The sequence below is a fragment of the Dyadobacter luticola genome (assembly GCF_005860805.1).
GTDB classification, from domain to species: Bacteria; Bacteroidota; Bacteroidia; order Cytophagales; family Spirosomataceae; genus Dyadobacter; species Dyadobacter luticola.
In genome coordinates this window covers 2,000,423-2,024,363 of the sequence record NZ_VCEJ01000002.1, presented here as the reverse complement: position 1 = coordinate 2,024,363, position 23,941 = coordinate 2,000,423, and the positions used below count along the sequence as shown (strand labels likewise).

Annotated in this window: 13 protein-coding genes; 9 read left to right on the top strand and 4 right to left on the bottom strand. The window is 47.7% G+C overall.

Features of this window, described 5'->3' with window-relative positions; genetic code table 11:
- Window position 1: 1 nt before the first annotated feature.
- The 5 genes from FEN17_RS08460 to odhB all read left to right on the top strand — a co-directional run bounded on the left by FEN17_RS08460 (window position 2) and on the right by odhB (window position 9,851).
- Window positions 2-1,069, top strand: a complete 1,068-nt coding sequence (locus tag FEN17_RS08460) for an NAD(P)/FAD-dependent oxidoreductase (RefSeq protein WP_138364830.1) — start codon at window positions 2-4, stop codon at window positions 1,067-1,069.
- A gap of 16 nt (window positions 1,070-1,085) precedes the next feature.
- Window positions 1,086-4,295 (top strand): hypothetical protein, encoded by a 3,210-nt coding sequence (locus FEN17_RS08455; protein WP_138364829.1) that lies wholly within the window; start codon window positions 1,086-1,088, stop codon window positions 4,293-4,295.
- A gap of 98 nt (window positions 4,296-4,393) precedes the next feature.
- A complete protein-coding gene (locus FEN17_RS08450; RefSeq protein ID WP_138364828.1) occupies window positions 4,394-5,317 on the top strand; it encodes a PorP/SprF family type IX secretion system membrane protein in 924 nt (307 codons plus the stop codon).
- Between the two features lie 114 nt (window positions 5,318-5,431).
- Window positions 5,432-8,194: a 2-oxoglutarate dehydrogenase E1 component gene (locus FEN17_RS08445; RefSeq protein WP_138364827.1), complete on the top strand. Its 2,763-nt coding sequence runs from the start codon at window positions 5,432-5,434 to the stop codon at window positions 8,192-8,194.
- A 49-nt stretch (window positions 8,195-8,243) separates the two neighbouring features.
- Complete coding sequence (gene odhB / locus FEN17_RS08440) at window positions 8,244-9,851, top strand: 2-oxoglutarate dehydrogenase complex dihydrolipoyllysine-residue succinyltransferase (protein ID WP_138364826.1); 1,608 nt, start codon at window positions 8,244-8,246, stop codon at window positions 9,849-9,851.
- Between the two features lie 56 nt (window positions 9,852-9,907).
- Here the strand turns inward: odhB and FEN17_RS08435 are convergent, their stop codons facing one another.
- Window positions 9,908-10,234 (bottom strand): nucleotide pyrophosphohydrolase, encoded by a 327-nt coding sequence (locus FEN17_RS08435; protein WP_138364825.1) that lies wholly within the window; start codon window positions 10,232-10,234, stop codon window positions 9,908-9,910.
- A gap of 81 nt (window positions 10,235-10,315) precedes the next feature.
- Entirely contained in the window at window positions 10,316-10,768 is a 453-nt protein-coding gene (dtd, locus tag FEN17_RS08430) for a D-aminoacyl-tRNA deacylase (RefSeq protein WP_138364824.1), read from the bottom strand.
- Between the two features lie 217 nt (window positions 10,769-10,985).
- On the opposite strand from dtd, the gene FEN17_RS08425 reads away from it, so the two are divergent.
- The gene (locus tag FEN17_RS08425; protein ID WP_138364823.1) at window positions 10,986-13,409 is read left to right on the top strand and encodes a cellulase family glycosylhydrolase; all 2,424 of its coding nucleotides are present in this window, start codon (window positions 10,986-10,988) and stop codon (window positions 13,407-13,409) included.
- Window positions 13,410-13,424: 15 nt separating this feature from the next.
- Entirely contained in the window at window positions 13,425-14,852 is a 1,428-nt protein-coding gene (locus tag FEN17_RS08420) for an L-serine ammonia-lyase (RefSeq protein ID WP_138364822.1), read from the top strand.
- Between the two features lie 11 nt (window positions 14,853-14,863).
- Here FEN17_RS08420 and mgtE read toward each other — a convergent pair whose 3' ends face one another.
- Window positions 14,864-16,216: a magnesium transporter gene (gene mgtE / locus FEN17_RS08415; RefSeq protein ID WP_138364821.1), complete on the bottom strand. Its 1,353-nt coding sequence runs from the start codon at window positions 16,214-16,216 to the stop codon at window positions 14,864-14,866.
- A 77-nt stretch (window positions 16,217-16,293) separates the two neighbouring features.
- A complete protein-coding gene (gene rsmA / locus FEN17_RS08410; protein ID WP_138364820.1) occupies window positions 16,294-17,097 on the bottom strand; it encodes a 16S rRNA (adenine(1518)-N(6)/adenine(1519)-N(6))-dimethyltransferase RsmA in 804 nt (267 codons plus the stop codon).
- A gap of 87 nt (window positions 17,098-17,184) precedes the next feature.
- Here rsmA and FEN17_RS08405 point away from each other — a divergent pair, with 87 nt between their 5' ends.
- On the top strand, window positions 17,185-20,796 hold the full coding sequence (locus FEN17_RS08405) for a PAS domain S-box protein (protein WP_138364819.1): 3,612 nt from the start codon (window positions 17,185-17,187) through the stop codon (window positions 20,794-20,796).
- Between the two features lie 168 nt (window positions 20,797-20,964).
- Window positions 20,965-23,886: an outer membrane beta-barrel family protein gene (locus FEN17_RS08400; protein WP_138364818.1), complete on the top strand. Its 2,922-nt coding sequence runs from the start codon at window positions 20,965-20,967 to the stop codon at window positions 23,884-23,886.
- The last annotated feature ends 55 nt before the right edge of the window (window positions 23,887-23,941 follow it).

Below are 23,941 nucleotides of genomic sequence, written 5' to 3'. Positions count from 1 at the left end.
TATGGCCGACCTGGATTACGATTATCTGATTGTCGGTCAAGGCATTGCCGGTACTTCGATAGCATTTCACCTGCATGATCTTGGTAAAAGGATACTGATCATCGGAGATTCTTCGATTCCATCTTCCAGCAAGATTGCGGCCGGGATATTTAATCCTTTGACTGGTAAAAAGCTGGTAAAAACCTGGCTCGCCGACGATCTTTTTCCTTACGCCAAAGCATTTTACGCAGACCTGGAAAACAGGCTGGGAGGGAAGTTTCTGCATGAAATTTCCGTATACCGGCCTTTCCGTTCTATCGCCGAACAAAATACTTATCTCGCCCAAACCGCCGATCCGGGCATCGCGCCTTATGTGGCCGAGCATTCATCCGCAAACGTAACGGATTACATCCATGCCGATTACGGCGGGTTGGAAGTAATCAAATCCGGCTGGGTAGATCTGCCGGTGCTGCTTGAAAAGACCAGGGATTTTTTTCTGGATCGCGGGCAGTTTCTGGATGAAACATTTCATGTGGAAGATATTTATGTTGAACCTGACCACATTAGCTGGCAAAACCGGACATTCGGCAAAGTCATTTTTTGTCAGGGTTTTATGGCTTTGCAAAACGATTTTTTCAACTGGCTTCCGTTTGCGCCGGTGAAAGGGCAACTGCTGGAAGTTGCCACAGAAAAAACTTTGAAGCCGTATATCATTAATCAAGGCATCTTTATGCTGCCGGTTTCCGTAAATACTTTCAGGGTGGGCGCGACGTATTCGTGGGACCCGCTGGATTGGGAGCCGACGGAAAGTGCGACGGCGGAATTGCAGGAAAAGATGGGATCGCTGCTTAAAACCAGCTACGAAATCCGCTCGGCGGCGGCTGGCATCAGGCCGTCGGTGAAGGACAGGCGGCCTTTGATCGGGATACATCCGGAGTATAGTAACATTGCCATATTCAATGGCTTAGGGACGAAAGGCGTAACATTGGCACCATTTTTTGCAAACCAGCTGGCCCAACACCTCGAAGACGGCAAAGAATTGAATCCCCTGATTAATATTAAGCGGTATTTTTCGTTATATTTCCGTTGAAGACAGTCGTAGCAATATGAGCATTAGAAACATATACAAGTTAACCTTAACGGTCAGTTTTTTAGCGGTTTTAGGATCATTCACCGAATCAATTGCACAGAGGTACCCTTCGCAGGAGACTTTTGGCAAAAACCGGATCCAGTACAAGACATTCAACTGGAAGATATTCAAGACCACCAACTTCGAAATTTATCACTACCAGGGCGGAACCGCACTCGCCAAACTGACGGCACAATATGCTGAAAGTGAGTTTGATAAAATCACAGATGTCCTGGGCTGGACACCTTACAGCCGGGTCAAAATCTTCCTCTACAATTCTCCCGCCGAGCTCGAACAAAGCAATATGGGGTTGTCAACATTGGATAACCTCAATGAACAAAAGCTGGATCTCTCACAGTCACGCGTGGAAGTGGCTTACACCGGTGACCAGATTGGTTTTCGGAAAAAGCTGGTAAAGGATATCAGCCTTCTTTTTGTGTATGACATGCTTTATGGCGGTAATATGAAAGAGGCGCTGCAAAGCTCGCTACTGCTGACTTTGCCTGAGTGGTTTATGTCGGGTACGGCGGCTTACATTTCCGAAGGCTGGTCGCCTGAGCTGAACGATTATATGCGCGATTTTTTCAAAAACCGCAATGTACGTAAGCCGACATTGATGACAGGAAATGATGCGACGCTGATCGGGCATTCTATCTGGAATTACATTGCGGAACGTTACGGAAAAGATAAAATCTCCGACATTCTCAACCTCACGCGCATTATCCGCACAGAGCAGACTAGCATTACCAGTACCTTGGGTGTACAATCCTACAACCGATTTCTGCGCGACTGGCGAGCCTATTATCTCAACCAAAACAAAAACGCAGAGCAATTTTACACTGATCCAAGTCCTACGTGGAAATATAAGCTGAACGAATTCAGTGTATCCGATGCGAGTGCTGTGATCAAAATTTCGCCGGATAAGAAATTTACGGCGGTGAGCGAGATCAAAAATGGTCGCTATAAAGTGTATGTATTTGACAGTGAGAGCGGTTCTAAGAAAGTGATCCGTCAGGGTAAGATGGATTTCATAGGCGGACGTGCAAAAACGCAGCCACCACTTTTGGGCTGGTCGAGAAACAATACCTTGTCGATCCTGGCTTCGGAAAACGACCGCAAGAATTTGTATGTGTATGAAAACATCGGTACCAAAAAAGTCAAAATCAAGTTGAAAAGGAACATTCGCGGCCTGGATCAGATCGTGGACATGGATGTTTCGCATGATGGTACCATGCTGGCAGTCAGCGCGGATAAAGGTGGACAGAACGATTTATTTCTGATCAGCGTAGCGAGGGCTTCTGCACTGCCGCTGACCAATGACCTTTACGATGATCTTTCGCCAAGATTTGTACAAGGTTCTTCCAGAAGGGTTGTTTTTTCTTCCAACCGGCCGCTCGATTCGCTGGGAACCAATGATAAAGGCACTTATAAGTCTATCACTTCGCCCTATACAATTTTCGAGCATGACGGTGCACCCAGATCTTTAAACATTCAGAAACTGGTTCAGGCAGAGGGTAAAGCGAAGATATTGCCTATTTATGCCGATGAAAATGATGTGGTTTACCTGTCAAATGGTAAAGGCGTCAACAATCTTTTCAGATATAACCGTGCATCTTCGACCAGCTCGCAGGTTACCAACTACATTCAAAACATTCGGAATGCGGATTTGAACATTAAATCGGGCGGCGCGCTGGCATACACGTATTTGAATGATGGCTACTACACTGCTGCGTTCAAAAATGGTTTCGATATTAATACCTCGGTAAACACGCCATCGTTAAATGCGATTGCCGCGAACCCTTCCGGTGACGGAAAAGCAGTGGCGCCAAGACCTGATTCGGCGAACGTTTCCAAACCTTCCGAGACGCCAAAGATTGCTTTGAAAGACGGAGAAGTGGATACGGATAACTATCAGTTTGATGAAGATATCCTGAAAACATTCGAATCCAGAAGAACCCGTGGCACATTCCCAACTGCGCCAAGCGCCCTTTCGAGAGCTAAAGCGACCCGGGAGAACATTGCCATCAAAGGTCCCTATGCTTACAAAGGTTTGTTTGTGACCAATGATGCAAAGTCGGACTGGCGCATAGACCCAATCCGGGGCTTTGGTTACGCGCAGTCGATTTCTATGAATGATCTGCTGGAAAACCACGTCATTAAGGCGGGTTTGTTCATTTCCTCCAACTTCCGGAACAGTGATTTGTTTGCCGAATATTCCAACAATACTTACCGGATTGACTTCGGCGTACGCGTTGACAGAAAAGCATTGTATGTTGATTCTGAGGGAGCTCCCCAAAAATATCGCTTTAACCAGCTGATGTTCACGGCTTCGTACCCATTCTCGACCACCAGCCGCTTCTCAGTTTCCCCAATGTTCACGTCAACACGCATGATCGACGTGTACATTTTGCCAAATCCTGACCTGGCTTCGAGCTACGGCGGTTTGCGCAGTGAATATGTTTACGATAACACCCGGGTGAATGGTATGAACATGATGGAGGGTACGCGCTTCAAGGTTCGGTACGATTTGTATCAGGGTTTGAGCAATGGTAACGAAAGTTTCAACCGCATCAGCCTGGATTTTCGTCACTATCAGAAAATCCATCGTGATTTGATTTTAGCGGTACGTGCATCGGCCAGTCACTCAGGCGGTAAAGCACCGAAACAGAACATTCTGGGAGGTATGGAAAACTGGCTGGGCAACAAAAAGGAAAACCGCACCGGTGACAATCCGCTGAATTTCCAGAAAGACAACCGGGACATTTTCTTCGCCGATTTTGCTACAAACCTGCGTGGATTTAATCTTAACCGTTTGTCTGGAACGAGTTATATGTTGCTGAATGCCGAATTGCGCATTCCACTCGTGAAGTATCTTTACCGCGGCGCAATCACTTCCAGCTTCCTGCGGAATTTCCAGATCGTCGGCTTTGGAGATATCGGTACTGCCTGGACGGGCAAAGGGCCATTTAGCGAAAACAACAGTTTGAATACGCAGATCATCGGCAGCGAGGACGATCCTTTCCGGGCTACGGTTACGAACTTCAAAAATCCATATCTGATGGGTTACGGAGCGGGTGTGCGGACAACATTATTCGGCTTTTATGCCAAGTTTGATTATGCCTGGGGCGTCGATAATGGTTTTACCAACAAGCCAATTCCTTACGTAACATTGGGTTACGATTTTTGATGAAAATATTCAGTATAAATAGTTAGCAAAAGAGTTATTTAGATGGCAAGAGAAGCATTTCTCCTGCCATTTTTTATTTGTAAAAACAACTTGAATGTATGATGGACACACATTACAAACTCAGAAAATGTTGCCTGGTTGCGGCGGTGACCTTACTGGGATCGCTAAGCGCATTTGCCCAGCGGGAGGTGCTTTACGAGCAGTATGTTCAGAATCCGATGGCGATTAATCCGGGATTTACGGGTGCCCGCGAGGATTTCAATATGACGGCCATGTTCCGCCGGAAGTGGTTTAATATTCCCAATTCTCCTTCCAGTCAGACATTTGCAGCGGATGGTACTGTTGCAAATGGCAAATTCGGGATTGGGTTTCAGGCTTTGAATGATCAGACCAGTTATTTCACGACAACCGGCTTGTCCGCCAGCTTCGCATTTCATCTGGGTATTTCGGACAACTGGAAACTAGGACTTGGTGCGCAGGGAGGGATCAATGTCCTCCCGGTTTCGGATCTATCTTTTAACAATACAAACCGGGCACTGGGTAGTTTCGGATTAGGCGCCTGGCTGCGCTCGGATCAGTTGTACTTCGGTATTTCAAAACCGGAAGTTCTTTCGCAATCATTTGGCAACCAGGCTATCAATAACTTTTACCGCCGACCTTTATACATTATGGCGGGAGGAAGTCACGATCTAAGTGAGGACGTGATGATGCTGCCGCACGTGCTGGTGATCCAGGAAAAAGACCACAAGCTGCGGGTCGATTTTGGCTCCCGGTTTTGGTTTAATAAAAAAGTAGGGATCGGCGCTTCCTACCGGGTTGGTGGCGGGTACAATGCCGTATCTGCGAAAGTAAACTACCTCCAACTCACTGCGGAAGTGCAGGTCGGGAAGAATGTGCGGCTGGGATATTTTTACAGCACCCGGCAGGTGGAACAGATTTATACGACTTATTCCGGCCCGAAAGGGATCCACGAGCTCATGTTAAAATTTGTTCCGAACCCGAAAGGATTTCAAAAATATTGAGGAAATCAAAACGGCCCGTAATGTGTTTTGGAATAAGTTTAAAAGACGATTTTATTCGTAATCTTTAGATAACTCTCGTACCTTTGTGCGGTAAATGAAATACTCACTTTTGTGATGGATAAATACACTTATATAGCAAATTCCGACGCCGCTTATATTGACGAATTATATAATTCCTATAAGCAAGATGCAGCCTCCGTTGACGAGGGCTGGCAGAAATTTTTTGAAGGTTACGACTTTTTCCAGAAGTTCCCCGTTAACGGTAATGGACATACAAATGGCGCTGCCAACGGAAAGGAAGCAGCTACGATTTCAAAGACAGATCCTTCCCGTATCCGCAAGGAAATGGAGGTTGTTCACCTGATCAGAGGGTTCCGTTCAAGAGGTCACCTGATGGCGACCACCAACCCGATTCAGAAACGTAAAGACCGTCAGCCTCAGCTGGATATCTCCGATTTTAATCTGGGTCCGGAAGATCTGGACACCGTTTTTGAAGCGGGTGTTGAAGTATTCGGAAGACCAGCAACATTGCGTGAAATCGTTGAGTCGCTAAAAACAATCTACACCAGAAATATCGGTTTCGAATACCTCTACATTCGTGACCGCGAACAGAAAAGCTGGCTGCGCAAGAAGATCGAAAAGGAAGCTTTGAACATGAGCTTTTCGATCGACGAGAAAAAGCACATTCTTTCCAAATTGAATGAGGCGGTCGTTTTTGAGAATTTTCTTCATACTAAGTACCTGGGTCAAAAGCGCTTCTCACTGGAAGGTGGCGAAACGACGATTCCGGCTCTGGATACGATGATCAACAAAGCGGCGGAAATGGGCGTGGTGGAAGTGATGATCGGGATGGCCCACCGTGGTCGTCTGAACGTGCTGGCCAATATTATGCAGAAAACCTACGGACAGATCTTTAATGAGTTCGAAGGTAACCTGCCCGACCAGGTTTGGGGGGATGGTGACGTGAAATACCACATGGGTTTTGCCAGCCAGATCACAACCAAAGATGGCAACAATGTGCATTTGAAATTAGCGCCAAACCCTTCCCACCTGGAAGCGGTAAACCCGGTTGTAGAAGGTTATATCCGTGCCCGCGCCGACGGCATGTATGACAGCGATTACGATCGCGTACTGCCCGTGCTGATCCACGGTGACGCTGCGGTGGCAGGTCAAGGCATTGTATATGAGGTAACTCAAATGTCAGCCCTGAACGGTTACTACACGGGTGGTACCATACACTTTGTGATCAACAACCAGGTAGGTTTTACTACCGACTTTATCGACGCAAGATCGAGTATTTACTGTACCGACATTGCCAAGATTGTGGATGCGCCGGTATTGCACGTAAATGGTGATGATCCTGAGGCGGTTGTATTCTGTATGCGACTGGCTGTGGAATATCGCCAGAAGTTCAATAAAGACATTTTCATTGATATGGTTTGTTACAGGCGTCATGGTCACAATGAAGCCGATGAACCGAAATTTACGCAGCCGGTACTTTACAAATCCATTGAAAATCATCAGAATCCACGCGAAATCTACCAAAAAACATTGGCGGACCGCGGGGATGTAGATGCGCAGCTGGCTGCGAATATGGATAAGGAATTCAAGCAGCTTTTGCAGGAACGTTTGGATATGGTGAAGCAAAAAGCTTTGCCTTATACTTTGCCGAAACTGGAACAAGAGTGGCATTCTCTACGGAAATCGAAACCGGAGGATTTTGAAAAATCCCCTGAAACAGGCGTACCTCTTGAAACATTGGAGAGAATCGGTAAAGCACTGATTACCACCCCTGAAAATTTCAGCAGATTAAAACAAATAGACAAGCTGCTCAAAGACCGCGAGCAGATGATCTTTGATAAAAAAGAAGTGAACTGGGCTACGGCTGAATTGCTGGCTTACGGTTCTATTCTGGTTGAAGGTAACATTGTGAGGCTGAGCGGACAGGATGTTCAACGCGGTACTTTCTCGCACCGCCACGCAGTACTCCGCGATGTGGAAACGAATGCGGCTTACAGCAACTTGCAGCATATTCAGGAAGGTCAGGGACCGTTTATGATTTACAACTCGCTGCTTTCCGAGTATGGTGTGCTTGGTTTTGAGTTCGGTTATTCAATGGCCAATCCAAATGCATTAGTGATCTGGGAAGCGCAGTTTGGTGACTTTGCAAATGGTACGCAGGTAATCATTGATCAGTTTGTAACATCCAGCGAAACCAAGTGGGACCGCTGGACAGGTTTGGTAATGCTGCTCCCTCACGGCTACGAAGGCCAGGGACCCGAGCACTCCAATGCACGTCCTGAGCGTTATCTGCAGCTTTCTGCGAACTATAACATTATCGTTGCGAATGTTACGACCCCGGCCAACTTCTTCCATTTGCTCCGCAGACAGTTGAAGTTTCCTTTCCGGAAGCCGCTGATCGTGATGTCGCCGAAATCTATGCTGCGCCATCCGCTTTGCGTTTCACCGATTGAGAGTCTGGTGGAGGGCTCATTCCAGGAAACCATCGGCGATAATTTCGCTAATCCGGAAAAAGTAACGAAAGTATTGTTGTGTACCGGAAAGCTTTATTACGAGCTTTTTGAAAAACAACAAACCGATAAGAGGGACGATGTGGCGATCATTCGTCTTGAACAAATGCATCCTTTCCCGCAAACGCAGGTTGACGCACATTTGGCGAAATACCCGAATGCAAAAGTATACTGGGTTCAGGAAGAGCCATTTAATATGGGCGGCTGGACATTTATGCTAAGAATGTATAAAGGTGCAAAACCTTTGGAAGTGATTGCCCGCGAATCCAGTGCGTCGCCTTCAACGGGTTTCTCGAAGATCCACGCCAAAGAACAGGCCGAGATCGTTAACAGGGCTTTTGAATGATTTTCCTATAAATTGTTAGACAAAATTCGAACACAAGATTGCACATAAAATGGCTGAAATTGAAATAAAAGTACCGCCTGTTGGCGAGTCCATTACCGAAGTTACAATAGGAAACTGGTTCAAAAATGATGGCGATTTTGTAAAAATGGATGAAGTCATTTGCGGACTTGATTCAGATAAAGCAACATTCGAATTAACTGCTGAGGCGGAGGGCGTTTTACGTATTAAAGCCCAGGAAGGCGATACGCTAAGCATCGGCGACCTGATCGCGACAATCGATTCCGCAAATGGCGCAGCTGCCCCTGCTGCTCCGAAAGAAGAAAACGCAGCCGCACCAAATGCATCGGCCCCAACTGAGCCAGCTGCTGATAAAATTGAAGAAAAAGCCGCTGAGCCAGCTGCCGTAGCGCCTACTGCTGCCAGTGCCTCAGCTCCATCTGGTCAGGCTTACGAAATGAAAGTACCGGCAGTGGGCGAGTCCATTACGGAAGTTACCATTGCTTCATGGAGCAAAAAAGACGGTGACCATGTAGAAGTGGACGATATTCTTTGCGAGCTGGAATCGGATAAAGCAACATTTGAACTTCCAGCGGAAGCTGCCGGAACATTGAGAATTGTTGGAAAAGAAGGCGAAACCCTTGCGATCGGTGCGCTGATCTGCACGATTGAGCCAGGCGCAGCATCGGCTTCCGCTTCTGCACCCGCAACTTCTGCACCGTCTGCAACTCCTGCGGCAGCAGATAAAACTTATACAGAAAAACATGCTTCTCCGGTGGCAGCCAAGATTTTAGCTGACAAAGGAATCGATCCGAAAGATGTGAACGGATCGGGCTCAGGTGGCAAAATCATGAAAGATGATGCGCTGAAAGCAGGAAGCAAGCCAGCGGCACCAGCAGCAGCGCCTGCGAGTGCACCGGCCAAAGCGGCACCGGCGCCAGCAGCAGCTCCGGCAGGTGCCAGAGGACAGCGTCGCGAGAAAATGTCTTCACTGCGTAAGACAATCGCCCGCCGTCTGGTTGCCGTGAAAAACGAAACCGCCATGCTGACAACTTTCAACGAGGTGGATATGAAACCGGTGATGGATCTGCGCGCGAAATTCAAGGATAAATTCAAGGAAAAACACGAAGTCGGTCTTGGCTTCATGTCATTCTTCGTGAAAGCGGTGACTGTGGCTTTGAAAGACTTCCCTGTGGTGAATGCTTATATCGATGGTGAAGAACTTGTTTACAATGACTTCTCTGACATTTCGGTAGCAGTTTCGACGCCTCGCGGACTGGTAGTGCCGGTTATCCGGAATGCCGAAACACTGTCGTTTGCGGCAATCGAGAAGGAAATTGTTCGTCTGGCGGTACGTGCCCGTGACGGTAAGTTGGGTCTTGACGAAATGTCTGGCGGAACATTTACGATTACAAACGGCGGAACATTCGGTTCGATGCTATCGACCCCGATCATTAATGCACCGCAGTCGGCGATCCTAGGTATGCACAACATTGTGGAGCGTGCGGTTGTAGTGGATGGTCAGATCGTTGTTCGCCCGATCATGTACGTGGCACTTTCTTACGATCACCGTACGATTGATGGAAAAGACTCGGTGAGCTTCCTGGTACGTGTGAAACAGCTTTTGGAAGATCCTATGAGATTGTTGCTGGATATGTAATCAGCATTTCAAATATCAAGAGCGGAGTCTGGTTTTCCAGGCTCCGCTTTTTTGTTTCAGCTTAGTTTTGGATTGTCCTTGTGGCGGTCTTTGTCGCGGGCAGTTTTCTTTTCAAGATTTTTTTCAAAAGCCTCCGTCAGATTAATGCCCGTTTGGTTAGCCAGACATATCAGTACCCATAAAACGTCTGCCATTTCATCCCCCAGATCTTTCCCCAAGTCTGAATTCTTGAAAGACTGGTCCCCGTAAGTACGGGCCATGATGCGCGCCAGTTCTCCGACTTCCTCAGTAAGAATAGTCATGTTGGTCAGTTCAGAGAAATAGCGGACTCCGTAAATTTTGATCCACTGGTCGACTTGATCTTGCGCTTGTTGCAGGGTCATTTGAATGATGAATGATTGAATGATGAATGAGTGAATGATTACCGAATCGCCGCTGCTATGAGTGAATGTTGGTTTTGTTGCTTAAATCCGGTTTTTAGAATCAATGACAATCGTTACCGGGCCGTCGTTTAGTAAAGCTACTTTCATATCCGCACCGAATTTTCCACATTGAATAGGTTTGCCTAATTCCTGTTCTAAAAAGACAATCATTTTCTCGTAAAGCGGGACGGCAATGTCGGCTTTTGCTGCTTCAATGAAGGAGGGGCGATTTCCTTTTTTGGTGCTAGCGTGCAAGGTAAATTGGCTGATCAGCAGAATGTCGCCGCCCACTGTTTTCAAGTCAAGATTCATTTTTCCTTCTTCATCGCCGAAAACGCGCAGGCCGACAATCTTTTTGCCGAGCCACTCCAAATCTTCCTGGTTATCCAGATGGGTGATTCCAATCAGGACAAGAAAGCCGGTTTGGATAGCGCCGTGCACTTTTTCTTCAATGGTAACGGAAGCACTGCTGACGCGCTGGACTACTGCGATCATAAATAGGGTTAGAATTGATTAGAAAAATTCACCCCAAAAATAGGGTTAACTAATTCAATCCGCTCCATCATCACTGAGAATTAGCTGCAAGCTCTCAATCGCCCCTAGCTTTACCGAAAAATCATTTATAGAAATAAATTGTAATTATAAATAGAATATATTCTACAAAAATCATAAGTTCGTTAAGTAATGCATTGGTTACTAACCTTGTAAGCTTATGAAAACATCTCTGCGACTATCGATATTTCTGTGTCTGACATCGGCCTTTTTGTCGAAAATCTACGCCTACGACGGCAGCGCGACCCTTACTTCATCGGGAAAATCCCGCAGCTTCATCTTTCATGCACCAGGTACATCTGTCGCTGCTGACTTGCCGCTATTGTTTGTTTTTCATGGCGACGGCGGTTCGGGAGCATCAATCAAAACAACTACCGGCTTCAATGCCACAGCCGATGCAAATAATTTTCTGGTGGTTTATCCGAATGCCGATACCGATGGCGGCGGCTGGCACCGGGCGGTGGACCAGCCTAAGGATGTTATATTTACGTCGGATATGATCGATTATTTTTGCGCGACTTATCATATCAACTCCCAGAAAGTTTACGCGACAGGACTTTCAGCTGGCGGATATATGACTTACAATCTGGCTGTAAACCTGGCTGGCAGGATTGCAGCTTTCGCGCCGGTTGCCGGGAATATGTATGCCAATAATCCGAACTATAATCACTCGGCGTATTTCACAGGTCCGAATTTTAAGCCGGTGCCGATCATGCACATTCACGGTGATCCGGACCCGACAGTTGCCTACCCCGATCCCGACCATGTTCCGACAGCCTGGCAGGAGTGGCCGCTGACGCAATTTGCATACTATACCTGCAATAAAACGACTTATACTTTGCCCAACGACCAGCTCGCAACGAATGTGACCAAGCTAAAATTCTGTGTAGGGAATCCTCCGTCGGGGAAAGAAATTTCGCTGATTAGGGTAGCGGGAGTAGGGCATAGCTGGCCCAAAGTAACTGGTTTCGATCCCGGGCAGGTGATCTGGGATTTTGTCAAAAACTATAATGTTGCCGGCGCTACTTCTTGTGCCGCGGCGCCGGAGCAGCCTACTTACGCAGAAGGTACCATTCATTCCAGCGGCCGGACGATCCTCAGTCCCTGTGAAAACGCGTTTATTCCAAAAGGTGTCAATTATTCGCTTGCAGACGATTGGGAATTTCCAGCCAATATTAACGGTGATCCGACCAACGTAAATGATGAGCTTTCATCTGAAATTATCAAAGCAAATCCCAACATTGTACGCATACAATGGTATGCAAACCGGCAGAGCGGCTGGAAATCGTATTCTATCAGCGACCTCGACATTGTGGTGACGCGTTTCCGAAAAGCAGGAATTGTGTCTGTGCTTGAACTCCATGATGTGACTTGCTCCAACGATTATGCGCAGTTTACTTCGGTGGTGATGCCCTGGTGGAAGCAGCAGGCGATGCTCGATCTGATCAATAAACACCGGGGGTTTGTGATCGTCAATGTCGCCAACGAGTTTGGGACGGTGCAGTGGGCTTCCAACCCTGCCACGGCTTATACGACCTGGCTGAATCATTACAAAACGGTCATAACAGATCTTCGCACGGCGGGTATTGAGGTGCCATTGATGATAGATGCGCCGGATTGTGGGCAGAATGTAGATGCTGCATTGCAGGCCGGGCCCGCTTTGAAAGCGCAGGATCCGCTGCACAATATTATCATGAGCGTCCATGCTTACTGGTATCTTAACGATGCGGCTGCGATGGAAGCCCGGGCTGCGCAGATTGCAAACGCTACTTTCCCGGTTGTTTTCGGAGAAATCGCCAACATTCAGGACGCGACGGGCAAATGTTCTAATGCAATTTTATCTTATCAGGATCTGCTGAGAAGTGCTAAGACGCACGGTATCGGATGGCTGGCCTGGACGTGGACGGACGATTGGTGTGACGGCTTAGATGGCCGTCGGATCAGTACAAATGGAAACTTTGCCAGTCTGTCGACTTATGGTAATGTGATCCTGAATGATCCGGATTTTGGCCTGAAAACGAATGCTTTAAAAATGAATGCGGCATGTCTGGGCGGCCCTTTGCCGGTGAAATTGATTTCTTTTCAGGCTGTGGAAGACGGTGAAAATAACGTCAGGCTGTCCTGGAAAACAGCGGAGGAGCTTAATTTCAAAAACTTCGATTTGGAGCGAAGTGAGAACGGAAAAGATTTCGGACGCATCGCCAACATTGCGCCCGGCGGGTCGGAATCGGGTAATACTTATGAATACCTGGATAAAAATGTCATCGAAAACTTAACTTACTACCGGCTGAAAATGATCGATCAGGATGGAAGTTTAGCTTACTCAAAAATGGAGACGGTCATTAGAAGTTCAAAGTCCCTGACGATATATCCCTCGCCTGCCCGAGATTTTATCACCATCAAAATCCCGGATAGCCAATACCCGGCCACAATCCAGCTATTAAACCAATCCGGGACCGTAATTTTAACCCAAATCATCAAAAAACAAGCCCAGAAAATAAATTTGACACGGCTTCCGGAAGGATTGTATATTGTGACCATGAACGGCAAAGCGGCGGGGAAAGTGATTGTGCAGGGGAGATGAATTAATTGGGTTCCAATGAAAGATGAGCGCATTTCAGTTTTTGATATTTTTAAGATTGGTATCGGGCCTTCGAGTTCGCATACTTTGGGGCCTTGGCGGGCGGCGCAGATGTTTTTGCGGGCTTTGAGCTCGGCGATGGGGCTGGCGGATGTGCAGATGGTGCAGGTGCATTTGTTTGGGTCGCTGGCGAAGACCGGAAAAGGCCATGGTACCGACATTTCCGTCATTCTTGGTCTGAGTGGCTATGATCCGGTGACCGTCGAGACTGCTTCGATAGATCAAATTTTGGCGGACATTGCGGCGACGGAGACTACGATGCTGCATGGTGAGATGAAAATAGGATTTTCGCCGAAAGAAGATGTCATTTTTCATAAGTCCGAATCACTTCCATTTCATCCAAATGGCTTGACGTTTTTCGCAGATTGCGGCTTGCACGGCGTTTTTGAGGAAACCTACTATTCCATCGGCGGCGGTTTTGTGATTCAGGATGGGGATAATGCGGAGCTCGCTGCCAAGCCGATAACCTTACCTTTTCCAATCGATTACGCCTCGGATTTGCTTCAATGGCATCGTAATTCGGGAAAAAACATTTGGGAAATTGTTTTCGAAAATGAAAAGGTTTGGCGGGATGAGCAGACGATCCGGCGGGATCTGATGAATATTTGGCGCGTAATGCAGAACAGCATTTTTCACGGCTGCCAGACCAAAGGCTTGCTTCCCGGCGGACTAAATGTGCAGCGGCGCGCAGCCGCTTTGAATGAAAAATTATTAAAAGGTTTCACCTGCGTGGGCTGCGACGAATGGATCGAGGCGATCCGGAAAAGTGGCGCGGGTTTCAACTATACCCTCGACTGGGTAAGCTGCTTCGCGCTGGCAGTCAACGAAGAAAACGCATCATACAGTAGGGTCGTGACCGCGCCGACAAACGGGGCGGCAGGTGTAATTCCGGCGGTTTTACAGTTTCATCTTACGTTTTGTGGAGGTACTGAGGAAGATATTTTCCGGTTTCTTTTAACGGCCGGGGAAATCGGCAGCATCTTCAAAAAAGGCGCAACGTTATCTGCTGCCATGGGCGGCTGCCAGGCAGAAATCGGCGTATCGTCGGCGATGGCGGCGGCTGGGTTGACGCAGGTTTCAGGCGGGACGGTAGAGCAATGTTTGATGGCGGCCGAGATTGCGATGGAACATCATTTGGGATTGACCTGCGATCCGGTGGGCGGATTGGTACAAATTCCTTGCATTGAGCGAAATACCATGGGCGCGATTAAGGCGATTACTGCCTCGCAGCTTGCCTTGCAAAGTAACCCGCAGGACGCCAAAGTATCGCTCGATAATGTGGTTAAAACCATGTGGCAGACTGCACTGGACATGAATCACCGATATAAGGAAACCTCCGAAGGCGGCCTCGCCGTCAACATTCCGATCAGTCTCAGCGAATGCTAAATCTTTAATGTTTAAAGATTTAGTAGCAAATGTGCCAGTCCGAAATATACGCCGTACCCAATCAAATCATTAGCCGTCGTAATAAAAGGTCCCGACGCCACAGCGGGATTGATCCCGATTTTTTCCAGAAAAATGGGCGTCATCGTTCCCATAAAGGATGCCAGGAATACGACTGACATTAATGCCGCAGATACCACAAGGGCAAGAGATACTTCATTGCCGATGAGCAAGTTAAATCCAAAAACGACGGTGGAGATAATCAGTCCGTTGATGAATGCTACTGCAAACATCCTGATCAGGCGCTGACCGACTGTGGTATCTAAACCCGTTTTGTCAGCCAAACTTTGGAGAATAATCGAAGAAGTCTGAATCCCCACGTTACCGCCAGTAGAGCCGATTATCGGGATAAATGCCGCCATTGCCGGGATGATTTTCAAATCTCCCTCGAAAAAACTAATGAATTTCGCGGCCAGGATCCCACCCATCATACCCACCAGCAGCCACGGCAAACGCGCCTTGGTTTGCTGCCAGATCGTATCGTCTTCCTCCACATCGCCGGTGATACCCGCCATCGCCAATGTATCCGAACTTGCCTGATCGGTGATCACGTCTATGACGTCATCAATCGTAATGCGGCCCAGCAATTTTCCCTGCACATTCACGACCGGAATCGCGTCCAAATCGTAGCGCTGCATCAGCTCAGCCACTTCTTCGGCAGGGCGGTAGGTTTCCACGAATATGACATCTTTATCATAAAGACTTTCGATTTTCGTGTTTTTATGCGCCAGAACGATCTTTTTAAGTGAAAGTATCCCGTGTAATTTTCCAAAATCATCCACCACATATACTGCGTACACCTTTTCCACATCCTCGGCCTGCTGCCGCAGCTCCTCGATACATTGGTTAACATTCCAGTTCACATTGGCTTTCACCAACTCTTTTTGCATCAAACCGCCCGCGACATCTTCATCATAATGCAGCAGATCGAGGATAAAACGTGCCTGCTCGCGGTCTTCCAGCAGCGCAATCACTTCTTCGCGCACGCGGATCGGCTGCTCGTTCAGCAAATCCACGGCGTCATCGGAATCGAAGAGGTTTACAAATCTTGAAATTTCTTCGGAAGTAAATGCTTTGAGAAAATCACGGCGCTCGCTGGGATCCATATCCGCCAGGATAGCAGCACCGGTTTCAATGTTAAGTTGACTGATAAGAAACTTAGCACTCTCTGTTTCGAGCTCATACAGCAGGCTGGTAATGTCCGCAGCATAAAGATTTTCCATTTCAGCCCTGATTTCCGCCGAATCTTCCTTGGTAATCAGTTCCTGTATATGGTCTACGTATGGTTGGGTTAATTCAAAATTCATGTTCGGAACGCTTTGAGCGATGAGCGGTTAGCTTGCTATTGGCTGCCTGTGGCCGGGGTGCCGATTTTGCAGGTAGGTCATTGTCCTGCTCCGACTAAGTTCTGCGCGATCTGGGTGAGTTCGACGAACTCGCTGACGCCCAGCTGTTCGGCACGTTTGGTCAGGAGCGGATGGTCGGGAAATTCGCCGATCGGTTTCAGCGCATTCCGCAGGGTTTTTCTTCTCTGGTTAAATGCTGTTTTGACCACCCGGAAAAACAATTTCTCATCACAATCCAATGCCGCCACCTGGTTTCGCCGCAGCCTTATCACGCCCGACTGCACTTTGGGCGGAGGGTCGAATGCGCCGGGGGGCACGGTAATGAGGTAATCAATGTCATAAAATGCCTGCAACAAAACGCTCAGGATACCATAATCCTTATTTCCAGGCGGCGACGCAATGCGCTGGGCCACTTCTTTTTGCAGCATACAAACAATTTCCGGAATTCTATCCCTGATCTGCAAAGCCCTGAAAAAGATCTGAGATGAAATGTTGTAAGGAAAGTTACCAATGATCGCAAACGGCTCAGAAAAAAATTCGTCCGGGTTGAATTTCAGAAAATCACCTTCAATGATCCTGGGACTTAGCTCCGGATAGTTTTTCTGCAGATAAGCAACCGACTCCGTATCAATTTCGATTACGTAAGTCGAAAATTCCGGTTTGGTGATCAGGTATTGGGTCAGCACGCCCATACCCGGACCTATTTCTAAAACCTGTTTGTAATGTTGATGTCCGGTCAGTCCGTCGACGATGCGCTGGGCTGCGAGAAGGTCTTTCAAAAAGTGTTGTCCAAGGTGTTTTTTTGCCCTGACGCGGGACTCATCCCTATTTTTATAATTCATTTTCACGGTTCAAAATTAAGGCTTAATTCGTAGATTTAACGAATAAAGAATTGCAAGGAAACCTAAAATTGAGATTACCCTGATACCATGGAAATGATTTTGTCCCACACGGATTGGCAAACTATACACGCGACGCTGCAGCATTTAAATTTGATCGGAATCACATTTTCGCCGGATTTTGTGATCCGGAATATCAGTGCCCACGCTTTGCTGAAAACCGGCTGGCAGGAGTCGGACCTGGTGGGGAAAAGTATGTTTGATACGCTGATCCCCCGGGAAGAAGAGCATGAAGTGCGCCAAATGCTGGAAGAGGGGATTCAGGGGAAACGCAAGCTCGAACAAAGGGAAATTCCATTTTTGGCACAAAAAGGAACCTTGCGGACATTCTCGATCAACTCGGTGCTGATGCACCAGGAGCAGGACGATGTGGAGTGTGTGACGCTGGTGGGTGACGACATTACCCGGCGGCGGCGGATGGAATCGTCGATCGCGAAAAGCAATTCCCAGTTGCAGGACCTGGTAGATAATACGAGCGACCTGATCCAGCTGGTGGCGATTGATGGTAAGTTTATTTTCGTCAACAAAGCGTGGCGCGAGGTGCTGGGGTATGGGCTCGACGAAATTGCATCGATGCGGATGGAGGACATTCTGCACCCGCAATATAAGGATGAGGCGCTGGCGCAGCTGAAACTGATTGAGCAGGGAAATGCGAACCCGAATTTTGAAGCGGTTTTTCTGAGCCGGGAAGGCCGGAAAGTGTTTGTTTCGGGTAGTGTGAATTGTCGCTACGATAATGGTAAGCCGACTGCATTTCGCTGTATTTTAAATGATTTTACCGAAAAAATCAGGGCGGAAAAGGCGCAGAACCTGTATTACAGCATTGCCAACTGGACCGTCACAAAGCAAAACCTGGATGATTTTTACCAGAGTATCCATGAGGAACTGGGCAAGATCATTGACGTCGACAACTTCTTCATCGCACTCTACGACCCTAGCAAAAGCTACATTTATTTCCCTTATTATGTCGATCAGTACTTCCAGGGAAATGTGCGGTTTACAAAAAGAAAACTAGGAAACGGGTTGACGGAATATGCGATTGCTTCCAATAAACCGCTTTTTCTTTCGGACGAAAACATTGAGCAGCTGGCGAAAACCAACAGCTTGTACCTCTACGGCGTCACGCCCAAGCAGCTGCTTTGCGTGCCGCTGCGTATCGGCGACCGGGTTACCGGTATTATCGGCGTAAAGTCCTATGACGATCCGAACATGTTCGATGCCCGTGACCTGGAATTACTGGAATTTATTTCAGGGCAGGTGGCGATGGCGATCGCGCGGAAACAGAGCGAGGAGGAACTAAGCAAATACGTGGCGCGCCTGAATGCGATTTTCGACAGCAGTTCACATTTGATCTGGTCGGTAAATAAATCTTTACAGCTGACTTCATTTAATAGAAATTATGCCGATCTCATTCATAACCAGCTTGGTATCAGGCCATCGCTGCAAGCCAGTGCGGAAAAATTTGGCTGGCGGATGGTTGGAAATAATAACCGGCGGACGCTGGAAACCAAATACCGCCAGGCGCTGAGGGGCGAGCCGCAATATTTTGAATTTAAGATAGATAGAAGGGATGGGGGCGAAATGTGGCTCGAATTTTACCTCAACCCGATCCATTATGCTGGCGGAACGATCGAGGAAGTTTCGGGGATTGCGCGGGACATTACCCGGAGAAAAGAGGCAGAGTTGTCGCTGCGGCACAGTGAGGAGCTTTTCCGGGGGATTTTTGAGAATTTGCAGGACATTTATTGCCGGATAAATCGCGAGGGTGAGATCACCATGATCAGCCAGTCGGTGCTGAAAAGGTTGGGTTACCTGCCCGGCGAGGTGATCGGGCATAAGGTCACCGAGTTTTTCCAGGATAGTAAAAAGATACATTCGGCGTTGATCCGCCTGCGGAAAACGAAAAGTCTTCGGAATTTTGAGATCACCATGTACCGCAAAGACGGCACCGAGCGGCAGTTCATGATCAACATGCTCATGTTCACCAATGACAAGGGCAAGCCGACGGAGGTGGCGGTGCTGGCGCGTGACATTACGGAATTGAAACGTAACGAGCAGGAATTGCTCAAAGCGAAAGAACACGCAGAACGCTCTTTGAAGGTAAAAGAAGGATTTTTGGCGAATATGAGCCACGAAATCCGGACGCCGATGAATGGTGTGATCGGGATGATCGACCTGCTTGGAGAGACGCCTTTGAATGTGGAGCAAAAAGATTATGTGCTGACTATCAAGCGGTCGTCCGAGACTTTGCTTAATATTTTGAATGATATCCTCGACCTTTCCAAAATTGAGGCGGGTAAAATGGAGCTGCACGAGGCGCCGATTGCGGTGGAGGAATTGCTGCTGAAACTGGTCTCGCTTTTTGGCCAAACTGCTAAAAGCAAGAATAACACCTTGACCTACCAGATTGCGCCGGAAATCCCGAAATTCATCATTGCCGACCAGACAAGATTGCTGCAAATCCTGTCAAACCTGACTTCCAATGCATTGAAATTCACTGAAAACGGCTCGGTGCAGGTGATCCTGACCTCGCTCAAAAAAGAGGGAATGCTGAATAAGATCAAGGTGGAGGTGAAGGATTCAGGGATTGGGATCAGTGCTACGGATAAGCAGATTTTGTTTACCTCATTTACCCAACTCGATAATTCTTCCCGCAAATCTTTCGGTGGTACGGGGCTTGGACTGGTGATCTCGAAACAGCTTACGGCCTTGATGAATGGTGATATCGGCGTGGATTCGACATTGGGTGAAGGCAGCGTTTTCTGGTTTACTTTTGAAACAACAGAAACCACTGTTGCACAGGCTGAGACGATCACGCCTTTTGAAGATACCCACATTGAAAACGTCTTTACCGACTTCCACCCGCGGATTTTGCTGGTGGACGATAATGCAGTGAACCGGAAAGTGGCGAATGAAATTTTGAAGAAATCAGGTTGCGTCGTGGATCTGGCGGATAGTGGTTTTAAGGCGATTGACATTGTGGATGCCAGGAAACAATCAGCGGAGCCCGGGTATGATATCATTTTTATGGATATCCAGATGCCAGATATGGATGGCGTGGAAACTTCGCAGCAGCTCAAACTAAAATATCCGAATGCGCTGCCGCCGATCGTGGCCATGACGGCTTACTCCATGAAAGAGGACCGCGACCGCTTCATGAGCCAGGGGCTGGACGACTACATTGCCAAGCCGATACGCGCGCAGACGTTGATTCATAAGGTTAAGGAAATTTTGAGTACGAGGACCGATCTGGGTATTTCAAAAGAAAGTCAGCAAGCCGCGCCGGAGCCAGCATTGCCTATTTTGGACAAAGAAATTATTGATCAGCTCAATGGAATTGGCGGTGCCGACCTGGTATGGTCTGTTTTTGAAGATTTTGTGAATGAATCGAATGAACTGGTGGACGGCGCGCTGGAAGCTTATAAAACCGATGACATTGCTACGGTAAAAAGCAATCTCCACACTTTGAAAGGTAGCGCGGGAACAGTCGGGGTTTCGCGGGTTGCAGAGATTGCGCGGGCTGCGGAGTGGCGGTTGAAATCCAATGATACCAGTACATTAGCCGAGGCACTGCCCGAGTTGAAAGCAGCCTACGAAGAGTTTCTCCAAGATTATGATGCGCTGCTGAAAAAGTGGCTTTAATGATCGATCATAGAAAATCCGGAACATTCCGGATTTTTTTCTGTCGGGTAAAAAACGGGTTTAGTCTACCATCCGGGCAGTTCTGTCGATTGTGAGGGAGCGCGGTCAAGCAGCATTAAACTTTTGTAGGAAAGGGTGCTCTAAACTGCATAAACCTTGACAGAAATCATGAACAGAATTACATCATTCGCCCTTTTGCTGCTGGCCCTGGTCACGTCCCATATTGCCGCGGCACAGAATGCGCAGATAACCGGTACCGTCATCGACAGCGTGAGCCGGACCGCCGTGGTAGGTGCGTACGTAGCGGTGACCCGTGACACACCGACCGCCAAGCCGGAATATGTGACGACGGATGTAAATGGTAAATTTGCCTTTACCGGTCTGTTTACGCAGGTTCCTTACATTGTTAAAGTAACCTATCTGAGTTATAAAGACTTCTCTAAAACTGTCACACTTGCCAATGACGTCTTTGATCTGGGCTCGATCCAGCTGACGGAGGCAGTATCCAATCTCAAAGAAGTGAAAGTAGTGGGGCAGGTAACTGCAATGGAGCAAAAAGGCGACACGACGCAGTTTAATGCCGCGGCTTTCAAAACCAACCCCGATGCGACGACAGAAGACTTGATCCAGAAAATGCCGGGTATTACCGTCACAAACGGAACGGTAACAGCGCATGGAGAGACAGTTAATAAAGTTTTGGTGGACGGAAAGCCCTTTTTCGGCGACGATGCGGCTTTGACATTGAAATCACTCCCCGCTGAAATTGTAGAGAAAATCGAAGTGTTCGACAAGCTTAGCGACCAGGCACAGTTTACCGGTTTTGACGATGGTAATGGTCAAAAAACGATCAACATTGTGACCAAGGCCGACCGGAAAATGGGACAGTTTGGAAAAGTTTTCGCTGGCTATGGCTTGGATAACAGATATCAGGCAGGCGGAAATATCAGCTTTTTCAAAGGTAACCAGCGGATTTCGGTAATTGGATTGAGCAATAATATCAATGTGCAGAATTTTTCCAGCCAGGATTTGCTCGGTGTAAGCGGCGGCGGCGGGGGAGGAGGTAACCGTGGCGGCGGCGGAGCGAGCAATAACTTCCTCGTCGGAAACCAGAGCGGGATTACGGGTACCAATTCTTTCGGGCTCAATTATTCCAATAAAATTGGAAAAAAGATAGACTTGTCAGGTAGCTATTTCTTTAACCGGACTGGCAATACCAACGCGCAAACTACCCAGCAAAAGTACATTCTGGCTAATGACGCGGACAATCAGTTTTATAACGAAAGCAGTCGCACTTCAACAGTAAATGCTAATCACCGGCTGAATTTTCGGATGGAATACAACATTAACCCCAACAATTCGCTGATCATCACACCACGCCTGAGCTTCCAGGACAACAGTGCCAACAGCGTAAAAACGGGTTTGACAACCCTGGCCGACGGCAGCAAATTGAACAGCATTGATAACTCGCAACGTAATGTAAATGACGGCTATAACTTCACGAATGATGTTTTGTTCCGCCACAGTTTTGAGAAAAAGGGACGTACGATCAGCTTTAATCTGAACACACAATTGAATGATAAAAACGGAACGAGATACCTCTATTCCAAAAATTTCACTTACAATAACCGGATCACGCCCGATTCATTAATCGCTGCGATCCAGGGAGATACGACCGATCAGGTGAGTTATACCAAATCAAATGGCAATACCTGGGGCGGTAATTTGATCTATACCGAGCCGATCAGCAAAACCGGGCAGCTGCAATTTAATTACGGGCTGACATTGAGCAACAGTAATTCCAGCCGCGAAACTTATAATATGAGTTTTGACGATATGACTTACTCGGATCTGGATACTTTATTGACCAACAATTTTGATAACCGCTACCTGACTAACCGCGCCGGAGTAGGTTACCGCTATCGTAAAAATGCCTGGTCAGCGAACCTGGGGCTTGATTTTCAAAATACCGGGTTGTATAGCCAGCAACTGGCACCGACCAACAATAAGGTGGATCAATCATTCACCAATCTTTTGCCCAACTTCATGCTGAGCTATCGGTCAAAAGAAGGCACACAATTCCGGGCTTTCTACCGCAGCTCGACGAACCAGCCTTCCATCAGCCAGTTGCAGAATGTGGTCGACAACAGTAACCCGATTGCTCTTACCGCAGGTAACCCGAACTTGAAACAGGAATACCGCAATAATTTCAATGTCCGGTATTCGCTGGCTGGCGCAAAACGGCCTTACAGCTTCAATGCGATGGTTTTTGTGACGCAAACCAATAATGCGATTGTGAATTCGACATATATCGCACAAGCGCCGATCACATTGCCAAACGGTCTTTTCCTGGAACGCGGCTCGAAGCTGACTACGCCGATCAATGTGGATGGCAGCTGGAATGCGAGAACATTCCTGGCCTACGGAAAACCGGTAGCGCCGCTGAAACTCAATGTGAATTTGACCACGGGATTTAACTATCTGAGATCGCCGGGGATGATCAACAACATTGCCAACTATTCCAATACTTATGCAGTGTCGCAGGGCTTAGTAGTGAGCAGCAACATTAGTGAGAAACTGGACTTTACGGTTTCATATTCAGGAAATTATAACATTGTTCGCAATACGATCCAGCCGAATGTCAATAACAATTATTACACCCAGGGCATCACCGGACGGGTCAATTGGATTTTCGGCAAAGGTTTTGTTTTTCAAACAGATATCAACAACCAATCGTACCGGGGCTTGGGCGCAGGTTATAACCGGAACTTCACCTTGTGGAATGCGAGCATCGGCAAGAAATTCCTGAAAAACAATGCGGGTGAATTGAAACTGACGGTATTTGATATACTGAAACAAAACAACAGCATCAGCCGGACCACGACGGAGACTTATATTCAGGATGTTACGAACCGGGTACTGACCCAATATGCGATGCTGACATTCACTTACACGTTGAAAAACTTCGGAAAAGCGCCTGTTAACAACGACCGCAGAAGAGATTTTGATGGGGGAGAAGGCGGCGGTTTGCGCAGAGGTAATGGTGGAGGCGGCGGTTTTGGCGGACAGGGTGGTGGCCCAGGAAACTTTTAAAAGACATTATTCCTAAATCCTGATGCAAAAAGAAATCCCGGGTCTCACGATCCGG

Bases quoted from the DNA above. Each gene is read 5' to 3' on its own strand.
- FEN17_RS08460 (WP_138364830.1), top strand. From the start codon at position 2: ATGGCCGACCTGGATTACGATTATCTGATTGTCGGTCAAGGCATTGCC.
- FEN17_RS08455 (WP_138364829.1), top strand. From the start codon at position 1,086: ATGAGCATTAGAAACATATACAAGTTAACCTTAACGGTCAGTTTTTTA.
- FEN17_RS08450 (WP_138364828.1), top strand. From the start codon at position 4,394: ATGATGGACACACATTACAAACTCAGAAAATGTTGCCTGGTTGCGGCG.
- FEN17_RS08445 (WP_138364827.1), top strand. From the start codon at position 5,432: ATGGATAAATACACTTATATAGCAAATTCCGACGCCGCTTATATTGAC.
- odhB (WP_138364826.1), top strand. From the start codon at position 8,244: ATGGCTGAAATTGAAATAAAAGTACCGCCTGTTGGCGAGTCCATTACC.
- FEN17_RS08435 (WP_138364825.1), bottom strand. From the start codon at position 10,234: ATGACCCTGCAACAAGCGCAAGATCAAGTCGACCAGTGGATCAAAATT.
- dtd (WP_138364824.1), bottom strand. From the start codon at position 10,768: ATGATCGCAGTAGTCCAGCGCGTCAGCAGTGCTTCCGTTACCATTGAA.
- FEN17_RS08425 (WP_138364823.1), top strand. From the start codon at position 10,986: ATGAAAACATCTCTGCGACTATCGATATTTCTGTGTCTGACATCGGCC.
- FEN17_RS08420 (WP_138364822.1), top strand. From the start codon at position 13,425: ATGAAAGATGAGCGCATTTCAGTTTTTGATATTTTTAAGATTGGTATC.
- mgtE (WP_138364821.1), bottom strand. From the start codon at position 16,216: ATGAATTTTGAATTAACCCAACCATACGTAGACCATATACAGGAACTG.
- rsmA (WP_138364820.1), bottom strand. From the start codon at position 17,097: ATGAATTATAAAAATAGGGATGAGTCCCGCGTCAGGGCAAAAAAACAC.
- FEN17_RS08405 (WP_138364819.1), top strand. From the start codon at position 17,185: ATGGAAATGATTTTGTCCCACACGGATTGGCAAACTATACACGCGACG.
- FEN17_RS08400 (WP_138364818.1), top strand. From the start codon at position 20,965: ATGAACAGAATTACATCATTCGCCCTTTTGCTGCTGGCCCTGGTCACG.